This is a genomic window from Rhodanobacter sp. G2-10, assembly GCF_055809185.1.
The window spans coordinates 2,449,415-2,464,608 of the sequence record NZ_CM147900.1 but is presented as its reverse complement, the minus strand read 5'-3'; the positions used below and the strand labels follow the sequence as shown (position 1 = coordinate 2,464,608).

Below are 15,194 nucleotides of genomic sequence, written 5' to 3'. Positions count from 1 at the left end.
CTGACCCGAATCCCGAATCCCGAATATCAAATCCCGGATCTTGAAATGCTGAAAATCGAAAACCTGCACGCCCGTGTCGAGGGCAAGGAAATCCTCAAGGGGCTCAGCCTCACCGTGAATGCGGGTGAAGTGCACGCGATCATGGGTCCGAATGGCGCCGGCAAGTCGACCCTGGGCAACGTGCTGTCCGGACGCGAAGGGTATGAGGTGACCGACGGCACGGTCAGCTACAACGGCATGGATCTGCTCACGATGGCGCCGGAAGCGCGCGCCGCGACCGGCGTGTTCCTGGCGTTCCAGTACCCGGTGGAAATTCCCGGCGTCAACAACACCTATTTCCTGCGCGCGGCATTGAACGCGCAGCGCAAGACCCGCGGCGAGAAGGAGCTCGATTCGATGCAGTTCCTGAAGCTGGTGCGTGAAAAGCTGAAAGTGATGCAAATCTCCGACGAGCTGCTGCATCGCGCGGTCAACGAGGGCTTCTCCGGCGGCGAGAAGAAGCGCAACGAGATTTTCCAGATGGCGGTGCTGGAGCCGAAGCTGGCGATCCTCGACGAGACCGATTCCGGGCTGGACATCGATGCGCTGAAACAGGTGGCGCAGGGCGTCAATACGCTGCGCTCGCCCGATCGAGCCTTCCTGATGATCACCCACTACCAGCGCCTGCTCGACTACGTGGTGCCGGATTTCGTGCATGTCCTGGCGGACGGCCGCATTGTCGAGAGCGGTGACAAGTCGCTGGCGTTGAAGCTGGAGGAACACGGTTACGCCGGTCTGGCCGATCGTCACCCCGCGGGAGCGGTGGCATGAGCCAGCCCGCTTCATTGCCGCTGGTGGATTCGCTGCTGCATGCGCCGCTGCCGCGCAGCGGGATCGCCTGGCTGGACGATGCGCGGCAGGAAAACCTCGAGGCATTCGTCGCCACCGGCTTGCCCGATGCGCGGGTGGAAGCGTGGAAATACACCGCGCTGCGCGCGCTGGGCCAACGTCGATTTGTCGCTGCCGATCCGGCGGCGTCGGACGTCGCCGTGGACGCGAACCGCATGGCGCTGCCGGGGGTGGACGGACCCCGGCTGGTTTTCGTCAACGGCGTGTTTCGTGCCGAGCTGTCGGAACTGGGCAAGCTGCCCGAAGGGTTGACCCTGCAGCCGTTGTCGCAGGCGCTCACGGGTGACTCGGAGCCGCTGCGCTTCGCCCTGTCCCGGCACTACCGCGAACCCGGCGATGCATTTGCCCGCATCAACGCCGCGCAGGCACGTGACGGCGTGGTGTTGCGGATTGCGGCCAAGGCGAAGATCGTCTTGCCAGTCCACCTTGTGTTCATGGCCGCGGCCACCGATGCCGATCTGGCGTGGCATGTCCGCAACGTGATCGAGCTGGGTGACGGTGCCGAACTGGAACTGGTGGAACACCATCTGGCCAACGGTGAGCCGACGCATCTTGGCACCCTGGTCAGCGACATCGCGCTGCGTGAGGGCGCGCGGCTGCAGCACACCGTGCTGCAGAACGCGGCGATCGGCACCAACCTGATCCGGCGCAGCAGCCTGCATCTGCAGGCCCGGGCCGAGGCCACCCTGCATGTGTTCGAACTGGGCGGTGCGCTGGTGCGCCATGACCTCAGGGCCGAGCTGGTCGGCGACGGGGCGCAGCTGCATACCCGCGGCGTGTTCATGCCGCACGGTCGCCAGCACATCGACACCCAGCTGGCGATCCGCCATCAGGCACTGAATACCACCTCCGATTCCAATTGGCGTGGCGTTGCCAATGATCGCGCACGAGGCGTGTTCCGTGGCGCCATCGTGGTGGCGCCGGGCGCCGATGGCACCGACGCCAATCTCAGCAACAAGAACCTGTTGCTGTCGCGCAGCGCCGAGATCGATACCAAGCCGGAGCTGGAAATCTATGCCGACGAAGTAAAGGCCGCCCATGGCGCCACCGTCGGCCAGCTCGACGAGCGATCGCTGTTCTACCTGCGTTCGCGCGGCATCCCGCTGGCCGAAGCGCGTGCCCTGCTCACGGCCGCCTTCTGTCGCGCGGTGCTGGGCGACCTGCCCAACGAACCGCTGCGTGAGCATCTGTCCACCCTGCTGGTCGAACAATTGCCCAATACATGAACCACCTGGCCAGCGAGCACGTTGACGTCCGGAAAACCCTCACCCCAGCCGGGAGAGAGCTGGGGTGAGGGGGGCTGTCGAAGCGACCGCGCCGTAGGGCGGGCACTGCCCGCCGGCTCTTGCCGAGGGACGAAGAAGTGGCAAGCCGGTGCCCAACCCGGCCCACGCAAAAGCTGCATCACACCAACAAGACCACGCCCCCATGACCGAAGCCACCAGCACCCCCACCGTCTTCGACGTCCAGCGCATCCGCGCGGACTTCCCGCTGCTCGCCCGCAGCGTGCACGGCAAGCCGCTGGTGTATCTGGACAACGCCAACACCAGCCAGAAGCCGCTGACGGTGATCGAGGCGATGAACACCCACTACCGCGAGCACAACGCGAACGTGTCGCGGGCGGTGCACCAGCTGGGCGAGGAAGCCACGGCGGCATACGAAGGAACGCGCGACAAGCTGGCGCGCTTCATCAATGCGCCTTCCCGCAACGAGCTGATCCTCACCTCGGGCACCACCCAGGCCACCAACCTGGTGGCCTACAGCTACGTGCTGCCGCGGCTGAAGCCCGGCGATGCGATCCTGACCTCGGTGATGGAGCACCACGCGAATATCGTGCCGTGGCAACTGGTGGCCGCGCGCAAGGCGGGCGTGGTGAAGGCGGCGCCGATCAACGAACGCGGCGAGCTGGTCGTCGAGCAATACCTCGACATGCTGACGCCGGAAGTGAAGCTGGCCTGCGTCACCCAGGTTTCCAATGTGCTTGGCACGGTCAATCCGGTACGCGAGATTGCCAGGGAATGTCGCAAGCGCGGCATTCCGCTGCTGGTCGATGGCTCGCAGGCCGTGCCACACCGGCCGGTGGACGTGCAGGCGCTGGGTTGCGATTTCTATGCGTTTACCGGCCACAAGATGCTGGCGGCGACCGGCACCGGCGCGCTGTGGGCGAAGGCTGAGCACCTGGAGGCGATGCCGCCATTCTTCGGCGGCGGCGAGATGATCCGCGAGGTTCGGTTCAGCGGCACCACGTTTGCCGCGCCCCCGCACAAGTTCGAGGCGGGTACGCCGAACATCGCCGGCTTCGTCGGCATGGCCGCGGCGATCGACTACTACCAGTCGGTGGGCTTCGAGGCGATCCATGCGTGGGAGCAGAAGTTGCTGGCCTACGCCACCGAACGCCTGCGCGAAATTCCGGGCCTGCGCATCTTTGGCGAGGCGCCCGAGAAGGAGCCGGTGATCTCGTTCCTGATTGAAGGTGCGCAAGCCACCGACCTGGCCACCCTGCTCGACCTCGAAGGCGTGGCCGTGCGCTCCGGCCACCATTGTGCGCATCCGTTGATGCAGTTCTACGGCGTGCCCGCCACGTTGCGTGCCTCGTTGGCGTTCTACAACACGCGCGAGGAAATCGACGCCTTCATCACGGCGTTGCTCAAGGTGCGACAGCTGCTGCGCTGATCTGCCGCCGGCCTGCTGCAGGGTTCCTGCCACCGTGGCAGGGCATTATGCTGGCCGTAGTCCCCATCGATCATCCCCATGCTTGCCACGTTCCCTTCGTTCATCCGCGTACCGCTGGCGATGCTGGCGCTCACGCTCAATATCCTGCTGCATATCATCTTCGTGTTCCTGTTCACCTTGTTCAAGCTGGTGCTGCCGATCCCGCTGATCCGGCGTGCCTGCTCGCGCGCGTTGGTGTGGATCGCGGAGAGCTGGATCGGCGTCAACAACGTCTTGTTCGGACTGTTCACCCGTATCCGCTGGCAACTTGAAGGGCTGGACGGTTTGCGGCGTGATGGCAGCTACCTGGTGCTGTGCAACCACCAGAGCTGGGTGGACATCCCGGTACTGCAAAAGATCTTCAATCGACGGATTCCCTTCCTGCGCTTCTTCCTGAAGCAGGAACTGATCTGGGTGCCGCTGCTGGGGCCGGCGTGGTGGGCGCTGGATTTTCCGTTCATGAAGCGCTATTCGCGGCAAACCCTGCTGCGCCATCCGGAATTGCAGGGCAAGGACCGCGAGGCCACCCGGCGGGCCTGCGAGAAATTTCGTCACATGCCGGTGTCGGTGATGAATTTTGCCGAGGGCACGCGCTTCACCCAGGCCAAGCACGATGAGCAGAAGTCGCCGTTCCGTCACCTGTTGCGGCCCAAGGCCGGTGGCGTGGCCTTCGTGCTGGACGCCATGGGCGACGCGCTGCACGCCATACTCGATGTCACCATCGTCTATCCCGCTGGGGCGTGCACGATGATGGACCTGATCGCCGGGCGCGTGCGCGAGGTTCGGGTGCACGTGCGCGAACGCCCGATCGGTCCCGATCTGATCGGCAGTTACGATGACGACCCGGCTTTCCGCGGGCGAGTGAAGGCGTGGATGAAGGACCTGTGGGCGGACAAGGACGCCGAGGCCGCCCGCATGCACCTCGATCCGGTGGGCTCGCCTGAAGGAGGGTGACATGCGCATTCTGATCGTGGGTGCCGGTGCCACGGGTGGTTACTTCGGCGGCCGCCTGTTGCAGCACGGACGCGACGTGACCTTCCTCGTGCGCGACCGGCGTGAGCAACAGCTGCAGCGGCACGGTCTGGTGATCCGCAGCGCCACCGGCGATACGGATCTGCCCAATCCACCCGTCGTGGCTTCAGCTGCGCTGCGCGAGCCGTTCGATCTGGTTGTGCTGAGCTGCAAGGCGTATGGCCTGGAACAGGCGATGACCGATATCGCCCCGGCGATAGGGCCGGACACCGCCATCCTGCCCTTGCTCAACGGCATGCGGCATCTCGATCTGCTCGACGGCAAGTTCGGCAAGCAGCACGTGCTTGGCGGCCAGTGCGCGATCTCCGCCACCCTCGATGCGCAAGGCGCCGTGCATCACCTGAACCGGATGCACAGCCTCACCTTCGGCGAGCGTGACGGTAGCGCGTCGGCACGCATGCAGCGGATCACCGAGGCCCTTGCAGACGCGGGCTTCCACTCGCGCCCCAGCAACACGGTGATGCAGGAGATGTGGGACAAATGGATCTTCCTGGCCTCCCTGGCCGGCATCACCTGCCTGATGCGCGGTCCGGTCGGGCTGATCGTGGCCAGTCCTGGCGGGGCTGCGGCCGCACTGGCCCTGTTCGAAGAGTGCCGTTCGGTGGCGGAGCGTTTCGGACATGCTCCAGATGAACGCGTTCTGGAGCGTGCCCGCGGCATGTTGACCGAACCGGGTTCCGAACTGGCTGCCTCCATGCTGCGCGACCTGCAGGGTGGCCATCCGATCGAAGCCGACCAGATCATCGGCGACATGCTGATTCGCGCCCGGCAGCATGACCTGCCAGCCGCGATGCTTGCGCTGGTCTGCACCCATCTCAAGGTTTACGAAGCCAGCCGACTGGCCAGCCAGCCTGCCTGAGTCGCATCAAGCCGCACGCCGTCTGCTGCAGATCATGGTGGCTGGGCGGTGGCCGGCATTATCATGCGACCGATGACCAACACGACTACCCTCTTTTCGTTTCGTTCGGCTGCGACCGCCGATGTCCCTGCCATCGTCGCCCTGGTCGAATCGGCCTATCGTGGCGAATCCGGCCTGCGCGGCTGGACCACGGAATCGCACTTGCTCGATGGCCAGCGCACGGATGCAGCAGACGTGGGGGCATTGATCGCGCGGCAGCACAGCCGCGTGCTGCTCGCCGAGCGTGACGGTCAGCTCAAGGCGAGCTGCCATGTCGAACGACAGGGCGTTGTCGCGTATTTCGGCATGTTCGCGGTGGACCCGGGCGAGCAGGGCAGTGGCCTGGGCAAGCGGATGCTGGCCGAAGCCGAGCGCATGGCGCGCGACGAATGGCATTGCCCCGCGATGCGCATGAGCGTGATCGTGCAGCGCGACGAGCTGATCGCCTGGTACGAGCGTCGTGGTTACCGGCGCACCGGTGAGTATCAGCCGTTTCCCTACGGCGACGAGCGTTTCGGCATACCGCGTCGCGACGATCTGCACTTCGAGGTATTGCTCAAGGATCTCACGGAGTTGAGCGCATGAATGACTGGATCAGGGTAGGTACCCGCAGCGAATTCCTGCCGGGCGAATTCAAGGTGGTGTGGGATGGCGACACGCCCATCGCGGTGTACAACATCGACGGCGCCCTGTACGCCGTCGAGGACACCTGCACGCACGATGGCGGTGATCTTGCCGGTGGCGAGGTATTCGGCTTCGAGGTGGAGTGCCCGCGGCATGGAGCACGTTTCGACTTGCGCACCGGTGCGGTGACCAGGCCGCCGGCGTACGAGCCGATCGCCAGCTTTCCGGTACGCGAGGAGGATGGGGCGATCTGGACCCGGGACGATCGGTGAGAATGGCGCGCCTGGGCCGATAGTGGCGTCCGGGAACCAGCCGTCAGCATGCCGGGACGGCCGCCTTCCCGGCTGCTGCGGTCGTCGTCCGACCATGTTGCCTCATCGGCTTTGCATGCAGCGAGCTGTCTGGGCGGGTGTGGCCGGAGCGCCGCGGACCCGCCCCGCGTTTGATACCACGACGGCCAGTGCCGAACGCTTGCTGCCGGGTTCACAGAACACCAGCGTCAGGTTGCTGCCGCCGGCACTTCCGTCGGGCTGGAACCGCACGTCGTGGCGTCCGCGGCTGCTGGTAATGTGCAGGCCGGCGTAGGCAGCACGTGTGTATGACGGCCCACCATCGGGTTGGTGGTCGCCATCGATGTCGTGGCCGATCAGCCAGCCGTGCTCCCATCGGGTGCCACCACTGCACTGCCTGCCGTCCGGGGTCGGGCAGAACAAGGTGCGCTTGCCGCTGGTGGCGGCGCGGCTGCGCGCGTGCTGCAGCGCGGTCATGAAGTCGCTCTGCGCCACCTGCAGCCGGTTGCGACCGAGCACGTGCCGCAGCGACGGCAGCGCAACGCCGGCAAGGGTGCCGATGATGGCGAGGATCATGATCTGCTCGATCAGGCTGATGCCACGTTGGGCGCGAGGTACTCCGGATCTCGGTGACGGGATCATCATTCCGCTTCCTGCGATATGCCGAGATCCCATGCTAGGGGGGCGACGTGACCGTCCCAGCAGCCTGGTGCAGGCATTCCTGTCGGCTTCTGCTGACGCGGCTTGTCAGCAGGCCTGATTTAAAATGGCATGCCTCGCCCACATCTGTAGCCGATGACTGACCGCTTCCAGCTCGCCGCCCCCTACCAGCCCGCCGGTGATCAGCCGCAGGCGATCGAACGCCTGGCCGAGGGGTTCGAGGCCGGACTGGCGGCGCAAACCCTGCTTGGCGTCACCGGCTCGGGCAAGACCTACACCATTGCCAACGTGATCGAGCGCGTGCAGCGGCCGACCATCGTGATGGCGCCGAACAAGACGCTTGCTGCGCAGCTTTACGGCGAATTCAGGGAATTCTTTCCGCACAATGCGGTGGAGTATTTCGTCAGCTATTACGACTACTACCAGCCGGAAGCCTACGTGGTGGCGTCGGACACCTTCATCGAGAAGGATTCGTCGATCAACGACCACATCGAGCAGATGCGACTGTCGGCCACCAAGGCGTTGCTGTCACGACGCGATGCGATCATCGTGGCATCGGTCTCGGCGATCTATGGTCTGGGCAATCCCGAGGATTACCTGTCGCTGCGTCTGATCCTCGCCAAGGGCGAGCGCATCGACCAGCGCAAGCTGATCCACCAGCTGACCGAGCTGCAATACACGCGCAACGAGATGGAGCTTCGCCGTGGCACCTACCGCGTGCGTGGCGAGATCATCGACGTGTTTCCCGCCGAGTCCGAGACCGAGGCCTTGCGCATCGAGCTGTTCGATGGCGAAGTGGAAAACATGGTGCTGTTTGATCCCCTGACCGGCGAGACCATCCGCAAGGTGCCGCGTTACACGGTCTATCCGCGTACCCACTACGCCAGCACGCGCGCCAGCGTGCTCAACGCGATCGAGACGATCAAGGTCGAGCTGAAGGATCGGCTGGAGTATCTGTACAAGGAGAACAAGCTGGTCGAGGCGCAGCGGCTGGAGCAACGTACCCGCTTCGATCTGGAGATGATGGCCGAGGTCGGTTATTGCCAGGGCATCGAAAACTACTCGCGTCACCTGACCCGGCGCGAACCCGGTGAACCGCCCCCCACGCTGTTCGATTACCTGCCCGCCGACGGCCTGCTGGTGGTGGACGAATCGCACGTCACCGTGCCGCAGCTGGGCGCGATGTTCAAGGGCGACCGCTCGCGCAAGGAGACCCTGGTCGAGTTCGGCTTCCGGCTGCCGTCGGCGATGGACAACCGACCGCTGCGTTTCGAGGAATGGGAAGCCCGGGTGCCGCGTGCCATCTACGTATCGGCCACGCCGCGTGATTATGAGCTGCAGAAATCCGGCGATGCGGTCACCGAGCTGGTGGTACGCCCGACCGGCCTGGTCGATCCGGAAGTCGAGGTGCGTCCGGTGCGCACCCAGGTCGACGACCTGCTCAGCGAGGCGCACAAGCGCGTGGCGATGGGCGACCGCGTGCTCGTCACCACACTCACCAAACGCATGGCCGAGAACCTCACCGAATACCTCGCCGAGCATGACGTCAAGGTGCGCTACCTGCATTCGGACGTCGATACCGTCGAGCGCAGCGAGATCATCCGCGACCTGCGCCTGGGTGAGTTCGACGTGCTGGTCGGCATCAACCTGCTGCGTGAAGGCCTGGACATGCCCGAGGTGTCGCTGGTGGCCATTCTCGATGCCGACAAGGAGGGCTTCCTGCGCTCCACCGGCTCGCTGATCCAGACCATCGGCCGCGCCGCCCGCAACGTCCGGGGCAAGGCGATCCTGTATGCCGATGCGGTGACTCGCTCGATGCAGGCAGCCATGGATGAGACCGCACGGCGTCGCGAAAAGCAGGTGGCCTACAACGAGGCTCACGGGATCACCCCAAAGACCGTGGTGCGACGCATTGCCGACATCATGGAAGGTGCGCGCAGCGAGTCGGGCAATCGACGCGGCAAGTCACAGTCGCGCAGCCGCGCGGTGGCCGAGCAGGGGGCGGACTACGCAGGTCTCGACGCACAGCAGGCGGCAAGCATGCTGAAGAAGCTGGAAGCACAGATGTACAAGCACGCGCAGAATCTGGAATTCGAGGCAGCGGCCCGCCTGCGCGACCAGATCCATCAGCTGCGCGAACAGACCCTGCGTTGATATTGTCCAGGCATATTGTCGCCAGCCGCGCGCTACCGTATACTGCGCGGCTCGCGCGGCATGGCCGATGCGACGGGCGGTTAGCTCAGCGGTAGAGCACTACCTTGACATGGTAGGGGTCACAAGTTCGATCCTTGTACCGCCCACCACATTCCAGGACCCACTCGATCGAGTGGCGCAGAAAAGGGGAGCCCGTCCGGGCTCCCCTTTTCGCTGTGTGGCTCGGCCCGCGGACGGCGTTCCGGTCGGAGTCGCCGCTGCTGCGATATTCAGGCGTAAGCGCGGCCGCGTTCGCGCTGTGGCGGGTAATAGGCGAACACATGGCTGTTGCTGCCGTAGAAATCCATGTTGTCGATATGCTCGCCGCCGAGACGTTCGGCCAGCCGGTCGGAGGCTTCGTTGCCGATGCGCACCAGGCTGATTACGCGTTGGGCATGCAGCTGTTTCCAGGCGAAATCGAGCACCGCGCTGCCTGCTTCGGTGGCGTAACCCTGGTGGCGGTAGTCCGGCTTGAGCATCCAGCCCAGTTCCAGGTCCGGCCAGCCGTCGGGGTACATCAGGCCGGCGCGGCCGATGAACTTGCCGCTGTCCTTGAGCTCGAGCGCCCACATGCCGCAGCCGCGCAGTTGCCAGTGGCCAAGCAGCATGGCCAGCGAGCGCCAGGCATTGGTGCGGTCCAGCGGTTGGCCGTCGCCGACCCAGCGCGTACTCTCCGGATCGGCCAGCATCGCGGCGTAGTCGTCGAAGTGTTGCTCGGTGAGCGCGGTCAGGCGCAGTCGCGCCGTTTCAATGGTAGGTATTTCAAACATCACGATTGACTATCAGGCAGACCATCACGTCCGGATCGGAGTGGTTGCCAGCAGTTCGGCGAGGGCCCGGGTACTGCTGGCCAGACTCTCCTGCCAGGACAACCCGGTTATTGTCTCACCTGTGGCCGAATCGACAAAATCCTCGGCCTGGCCGGGTGGCAGCAGGTGGCGATAGTCCACCGTGATCTCGCTGCCTGGCGGCAGTTCGGTCAACGCGAACACAAAACCCAGGTGCCACAGTGCGTTGGGCGTGAAACTGTGGTTGAGATAGCACTCGTCAGGCCAGTCCGGCGACAGCGTGTAGCGGTCCTCGAACCAGCGTGCCGCCGCGTGCCATTGGCTGCGCAGCTCCGCCGAGGCGTCGATCTCGGCCTGGTGAAACGTCTGGTCGATGCCGTCGGGCGCCGTGATGATGCGTCCGGCAGCCACCGTCTCGTCGATGAACAGCCCCTTGCCGGCCCCGGCGATCGTGGATGCGGCAATGTGATAGCGCGGAAGGATCATGACGAGGTGGCGGCAGCTGCGGCGCGCGAGTGTAACGCAGGCGACGCGTCCGCGGCGCCACCTGCGAGGAACGTCAGAACGCCGGAAACGGGCTATCCGGCATCTGCGGACTTGCGTTGACGGGGCCCGGTCTTGGCGGCCGCATTCGTTGCGGCCGTTTGGTCGGAAAGAAGAATCGCACTGCGGTTGCGTTCGATCGTGGCCTTGCCGATGCCCTTGACGTGCTTCAGGTCGTCGGCCTTCTTGAACGGGCCGTGCGCTTCGCGCCAGGCCACGATGGCCTGGGCCCGCGAGGCGCCGATGCCGTCGAGCGACTTGGCGATGGTCTTGGCGTCGGCCTGGTTGATGTTGACCGGGGTGGCCGCGAACAGCAGGCCGGGTGCGGCCAAGGTCAGCGCAAGGGCGAGCGTGGCGAGTTTGTGGAACATGGCTTTCCTCCATGAATGACAAATGGTTGAGGTGTTGCGGCGGGTCGACGCCGCGTCACCACGATGCGCGGCGCCGGTGGCGCGCACAGTCGGGCTTGCAGCCCCGTCACCGTGCGGATTGCGCGCGTGCGGTTGTGGGTGTGGACCGTGCGCGGTGTCGGTGCCGCCGGAGCGCGCTGCTACAATGTCCCATTGTTCGCAAGCCGGAGTGCCGTCCATGGATACCAACCGCCTGTCCCGTTTCGTCAGTGATTTGTGGGATGCCGAGATCGTGCCGCAACTTGTGGAATACATTCGCATTCCCAACAAGTCGCCGATGTTCGACAAGGACTGGGCCAGTCACGGGCACATGGATGCCGCGGTGAAGCTGATGGAAACCTGGGCGAATTCCAAGCTGAGCCAGCTGCCCGGTGCCACGCTGGAGGTGGTGCGGCTGGAAGGGCGCACGCCGCTGATCTTCATCGACGTGCCGGGGCAGGGCGACGATACGGTGATGCTCTACGGCCACCTCGACAAGCAGCCGGAAATGACCGGCTGGGCCGACGATCTCGGCCCGTGGAAGCCGGTAATCAAGGGCGACAAGCTCTACGGTCGCGGCGGTGCCGATGATGGTTACGCGATCTTCGGTTCGCTGGCCGCGCTGCTGGCGCTGCAGGAGCAGGGCATCCCGCATGCGCGCTGCGTGATCATGATCGAGGCTTGCGAGGAGTCGGGCAGCTACGACCTGCCGCACTATGTGGATCACCTGGCGCCGCGCATCGGCAGCCCGTCGCTGGTGGTGTGCCTGGATTCGGGCTGTGGCAATTATGACCAGCTGTGGCTGACCACGTCGCTGCGTGGCATGACCGGCGGCAACCTCAGCGTGCAGGTGCTCGAAGAAGGCGTGCATTCCGGCGATGCCTCCGGCGTGGTGCCATCCAGCTTCCGCATCCTGCGCGACCTGCTGTCGCGACTGGAGGATCCGGCAACCGGCAAGATCAAGCCGAAGGAGCTCTACGTCGAGATTCCGGCCGAGCGGGTCGAGCAGGCGAAGGCTTCGGCGGATGTGCTGGGCACCGACATCTACAGCAAATTCCCGTGGGTCGACGGCATGCAGCCGGTCACCGACGACCTCACCGAACTGGTGCTCAACCGCACCTGGCGCCCGCAACTGGCGGTGACCGGTATCGGCGGCATCCCGCCGCTGGAAAGCGCCGGCAACGTGCTGCGCCCGCACACGGCAGTGAAGCTCAGTCTGCGCGTGCCGCCCACGCTCAGTGGCGCCAAGGCCGGCGCCTTCGTCAAGGAATTGCTGGAAACCGATCCGCCGTATGGCGCCAAGGTCAGCTTCACGCTGGAGAAGGACGGCAGCGGCTGGAATGCGCCGGCGCTGTCGCCGTGGCTGGCCGAGGCGGTCAGCGAAGCTTCGGAGCATTACTTCGGCGCACCGGCCACCTACATGGGCGAGGGTGGCAGCATCCCGTTCATGGGCATGCTGGGCGAGAAATTCCCGAAAGCCCAATTCCTGATCACCGGCGTGCTCGGCCCGCATTCCAACGCGCACGGTCCGAACGAGTTCCTGCACATTCCCACCGGCAAGAAGGTCTCGATGGTGGTGGCCGAGGTGGTGGCACGCCATCACCAGCAGGGCGGCAAGGCCTGATCCAGGTCTTCAGCGCATGGAAACCGACACCGGCTGGCTGACGGAAAACTGGACGCAAATCCAGCGCCGCGTCGAGGCGGCCTGCCTCGAAGCCGGTCGCGATCCATCCGAAGTCACCATTTTGCCAGTCAGCAAGACGTTCGGCCCGGAGATCATCCGGGCCGGCGTGGCGTTGGGCATGCGCCGCTTCGGCGAGAACAAGGCGCAGGAGATCCGTGACAAGGCCGAGCCGCTGGCCGATTGCGGCATCGACTGGGTGATGATCGGCCACCTGCAGACCAACAAGGCCAAAGACGTCGCCCGCCTGGCCAGTGAGGTGCAGTCACTGGACAGGCCGGCCTTGGCCGAGGCCCTGGATCGCCGGCTGCAACTCGAAGGTCGGGCCATCGACGTGCTGGTGCAGGTAAAGACCTCGTCCGAGCCGAGCAAATACGGACTGCCGCCTGAACAGCTGCCCGGTTTTCTGGATGCTCTGCGCGGCTATGACACTTTGCGCGTGCGCGGCCTGATGACCCTGGCGATCCAGTCCCGCGATCCGGTCGAGATCCGTGCCTGTTTCCGGTTGTTGCGTGAGCTGCGTGATCAAGCGGAATCGCAAGGCCATGATTTACCGAAACTTTCCATGGGCATGAGTGGGGACTTCCCGCTCGCCATCGCCGAAGGTGCGACCGAAGTGCGGATCGGCACGGCGATTTTCGGCAAGCGGCCCTATCCCGATTCGTATTACTGGCCTGAATCCCCAACGAAGTCGTAACCGTCGCAAAATCAATGACTTGGATGAAGTGTGTCCGGTGTCCCGGTTTTCTGAAACGACAGAGTTCAATTAACGCCGATCCAACATCTGGACTATTCCCCTTTGCTAACTTCACGGGCTAGTCACGTCGTCAGCATCTGCAGGCGGCAAATCCTGTGAATCTCTGGGGATTTTCCCTGCATGCCCATCCATCGCCTGACCGTGTTCGCCGTGCTCGCCTCGGTGCTGCTTATTTCCGGTCCCCTGCACGCCACCGATACGCCGACCGCCAGCCAATCGTTGATCAGCGCTCCCGTGGCGGCCAAGGTGGCTTCACCGCTATTGCATCAGCTGCCGGCGTTCAGCCCCGCATCTCGCCTCGGGCAATCGGTACTTCCCGACGACACGCAGGCGCTGCTGGCCAGTGCCGCGACGCCGGATTCGAAAGCGACCACAGGATCGGACGCCAACCCGGATACTGCGGCCAGCATCGCCAAACAGAACATCACGGACCTGCGCAAGGCACTGCTTGCGGCCGCGATGAGCCTGCGCGACATCCGTTACGTGCGCGGTGGCCGTGATCCTTCCACCGGATTCGATTGCAGCGGCTTCGTGCGCTACGTGTTCGCGCACGCGATCGGCCTGCAGCTGCCGAGCACCTCGGCGACGCAGTTCATGGCGGGCGTCAAGGTCAAGCGCGCCGACATCAAACCCGGCGACCTGGTGTTTTTCCACACACGCGGCCGCCGCATCTCGCATGTGGGAATCTACATTTCCAATGGACGTTTCATCCACTCGCCGACCACCGGCAAGTCGGTGGAGATCTCCAGCCTGGACGATGGCTACTGGGCCAAGCGCTTCGTTGGCGCCAAGCGACCTGAAGCGATGGAACTTGCTGCCAGCAAGGGTTGAGCTTGATCCCGTCGAGTCCAGCAAGAGCCGCCTTCGGGCGGCTTTTTCGCCATCAGGGCGCCCGTGTCATCCTGGCGCACGGTGAACGATTCCCCGTGGCCCGGGTCAACGCAGGGCGCATGGTTTGGCGGGCGCATTCGCCGCATGGCCATAACTGACCATCACCGTTACGCTTGTCCGATTTCATGGAAGCTGCTCGATGCCTTTTGATCTGCCACCTGTTACGCGCAACCTGCTGATCGCCAATGTCGTGGTGTTCCTGCTTCAGTTGGCCATGCACGACCCAGGCAGCCTGGCGCTGACCCAGCATTTTGCGCTGTGGCCGATCGGCCCGGATGTCAGCGGGATTGCGCCTGACGGAAATCTGGTTACCGGTGGCTTTCGCGTTTGGCAATTGGTGACTTATGCGTTCCTGCACGGCGGTTTCGCGCACATTGCGTTCAACATGTTCGCCTTGTTCATGTTCGGCGGCGCGATCGAGCGCACGTTCGGCGCGCGCAATTTCGTCATTTACTATTTCGTCTGCGCGATCGTGGCCGCGCTCGCTCAGCTGATCGTGGTGCACTACTTCACCCACGGCTTCTATCCGACGCTGGGTGCCTCGGGTGCAATCTTCGGTCTGCTGCTGGCATTCGGCATGCTGTATCCGCACGAGAAGATGATGCTGATCTTCCTGCCGGTGCCGATTCCGGCGTGGATCTTCGTGATCGGTTATGCCGCGGTGGAACTCGTGCTGGGCGTTACCGGCACCCAGGCCGGCGTGGCCCATTTTGCCCATCTCGGCGGCATGGTCGGTGGCATCGTCTTGATCCAATACTGGCGCGGCAAGTTTCCGATCAAGCCGAAACGGCGGTTGATGCGCTGAGAGCGCCAGCATCACTTCGGGCGGGTGCGGCCACGCCGGTTTT

General features: G+C 64.5%; 16 protein-coding genes and 1 tRNA gene. 13 read left to right on the top strand and 4 right to left on the bottom strand.

Going from position 1 to position 15,194, the window contains the following annotated elements:
* Positions 1 to 45 precede the first annotated feature (45 nt).
* The 7 genes from sufC to AC0L58_RS11200 all read left to right on the top strand — a co-directional run bounded on the left by sufC (position 46) and on the right by AC0L58_RS11200 (position 6,426).
* On the top strand, positions 46 to 810 hold the full coding sequence (gene sufC, locus AC0L58_RS11230; RefSeq protein WP_473683397.1) for a Fe-S cluster assembly ATPase SufC: 765 nt from the start codon (positions 46 to 48) through the stop codon (positions 808 to 810).
* Positions 807 to 2,114, top strand: coding sequence for a Fe-S cluster assembly protein SufD (sufD, locus tag AC0L58_RS11225; RefSeq protein WP_473683395.1), 1,308 nt, complete (start codon positions 807 to 809; stop codon positions 2,112 to 2,114). The genes sufC and sufD overlap by 4 nt, the downstream gene beginning before the upstream one ends.
* A gap of 202 nt (positions 2,115 to 2,316) precedes the next feature.
* Complete coding sequence (locus tag AC0L58_RS11220; protein ID WP_473683393.1) at positions 2,317 to 3,561, top strand: cysteine desulfurase; 1,245 nt, start codon at positions 2,317 to 2,319, stop codon at positions 3,559 to 3,561.
* 78 nt (positions 3,562 to 3,639) lie between these two features.
* Positions 3,640 to 4,554 carry an acyltransferase gene (locus tag AC0L58_RS11215; protein ID WP_473683391.1) on the top strand — a complete coding sequence of 305 codons (915 nt, stop codon included), beginning with the start codon at positions 3,640 to 3,642 and terminating at the stop codon, positions 4,552 to 4,554.
* Position 4,555: 1 nt separating this feature from the next.
* Complete coding sequence (panE, locus tag AC0L58_RS11210) at positions 4,556 to 5,491, top strand: 2-dehydropantoate 2-reductase (RefSeq protein ID WP_473683389.1); 936 nt, start codon at positions 4,556 to 4,558, stop codon at positions 5,489 to 5,491.
* Between the two features lie 72 nt (positions 5,492 to 5,563).
* Complete coding sequence (locus AC0L58_RS11205) at positions 5,564 to 6,115, top strand: GNAT family N-acetyltransferase (protein WP_473683387.1); 552 nt, start codon at positions 5,564 to 5,566, stop codon at positions 6,113 to 6,115.
* Complete coding sequence (locus tag AC0L58_RS11200; RefSeq protein ID WP_473683385.1) at positions 6,112 to 6,426, top strand: non-heme iron oxygenase ferredoxin subunit; 315 nt, start codon at positions 6,112 to 6,114, stop codon at positions 6,424 to 6,426. Before AC0L58_RS11205 ends, AC0L58_RS11200 begins: the two co-directional genes overlap by 4 nt.
* A gap of 102 nt (positions 6,427 to 6,528) precedes the next feature.
* Here the strand turns inward: AC0L58_RS11200 and AC0L58_RS11195 are convergent, their stop codons facing one another.
* On the bottom strand, positions 6,529 to 7,089 hold the full coding sequence (locus tag AC0L58_RS11195; protein WP_473683383.1) for a GspH/FimT family pseudopilin: 561 nt from the start codon (positions 7,087 to 7,089) through the stop codon (positions 6,529 to 6,531).
* A gap of 150 nt (positions 7,090 to 7,239) precedes the next feature.
* On the opposite strand from AC0L58_RS11195, the gene uvrB reads away from it, so the two are divergent.
* Positions 7,240 to 9,258 (top strand): excinuclease ABC subunit UvrB, encoded by a 2,019-nt coding sequence (uvrB, locus tag AC0L58_RS11190; protein WP_473683381.1) that lies wholly within the window; start codon positions 7,240 to 7,242, stop codon positions 9,256 to 9,258.
* Positions 9,259 to 9,332: 74 nt separating this feature from the next.
* Positions 9,333 to 9,407 (top strand) — tRNA-Val (locus tag AC0L58_RS11185).
* Between the two features lie 120 nt (positions 9,408 to 9,527).
* Here AC0L58_RS11185 and AC0L58_RS11180 read toward each other — a convergent pair.
* From AC0L58_RS11180 to AC0L58_RS11170, 3 genes are all read right to left on the bottom strand, one after another.
* Positions 9,528 to 10,067: a GNAT family N-acetyltransferase gene (locus tag AC0L58_RS11180; RefSeq protein ID WP_473683379.1), complete on the bottom strand. Its 540-nt coding sequence runs from the start codon at positions 10,065 to 10,067 to the stop codon at positions 9,528 to 9,530.
* Positions 10,068 to 10,091: 24 nt separating this feature from the next.
* Positions 10,092 to 10,571, bottom strand: a complete 480-nt coding sequence (locus AC0L58_RS11175) for an SET domain-containing protein-lysine N-methyltransferase (RefSeq protein ID WP_473683377.1) — start codon at positions 10,569 to 10,571, stop codon at positions 10,092 to 10,094.
* A 92-nt stretch (positions 10,572 to 10,663) separates the two neighbouring features.
* The gene (locus AC0L58_RS11170) at positions 10,664 to 10,999 is read right to left on the bottom strand and encodes a ComEA family DNA-binding protein (RefSeq protein ID WP_473688704.1); all 336 of its coding nucleotides are present in this window, start codon (positions 10,997 to 10,999) and stop codon (positions 10,664 to 10,666) included.
* A 217-nt stretch (positions 11,000 to 11,216) separates the two neighbouring features.
* Here AC0L58_RS11170 and AC0L58_RS11165 point away from each other — a divergent pair, with 217 nt between their 5' ends.
* The 4 genes from AC0L58_RS11165 to AC0L58_RS11150 all read left to right on the top strand — a co-directional run bounded on the left by AC0L58_RS11165 (position 11,217) and on the right by AC0L58_RS11150 (position 15,151).
* The gene (locus AC0L58_RS11165; RefSeq protein WP_473683375.1) at positions 11,217 to 12,641 is read left to right on the top strand and encodes a M20 family metallopeptidase; all 1,425 of its coding nucleotides are present in this window, start codon (positions 11,217 to 11,219) and stop codon (positions 12,639 to 12,641) included.
* A 16-nt stretch (positions 12,642 to 12,657) separates the two neighbouring features.
* Complete coding sequence (locus tag AC0L58_RS11160) at positions 12,658 to 13,395, top strand: YggS family pyridoxal phosphate-dependent enzyme (protein ID WP_473683373.1); 738 nt, start codon at positions 12,658 to 12,660, stop codon at positions 13,393 to 13,395.
* A 180-nt stretch (positions 13,396 to 13,575) separates the two neighbouring features.
* Positions 13,576 to 14,286 carry a C40 family peptidase gene (locus AC0L58_RS11155; RefSeq protein ID WP_473683371.1) on the top strand — a complete coding sequence of 237 codons (711 nt, stop codon included), beginning with the start codon at positions 13,576 to 13,578 and terminating at the stop codon, positions 14,284 to 14,286.
* 199 nt (positions 14,287 to 14,485) lie between these two features.
* The gene (locus AC0L58_RS11150; RefSeq protein WP_473683369.1) at positions 14,486 to 15,151 is read left to right on the top strand and encodes a rhomboid family intramembrane serine protease; all 666 of its coding nucleotides are present in this window, start codon (positions 14,486 to 14,488) and stop codon (positions 15,149 to 15,151) included.
* Positions 15,152 to 15,194: the final 43 nt, after the last annotated feature.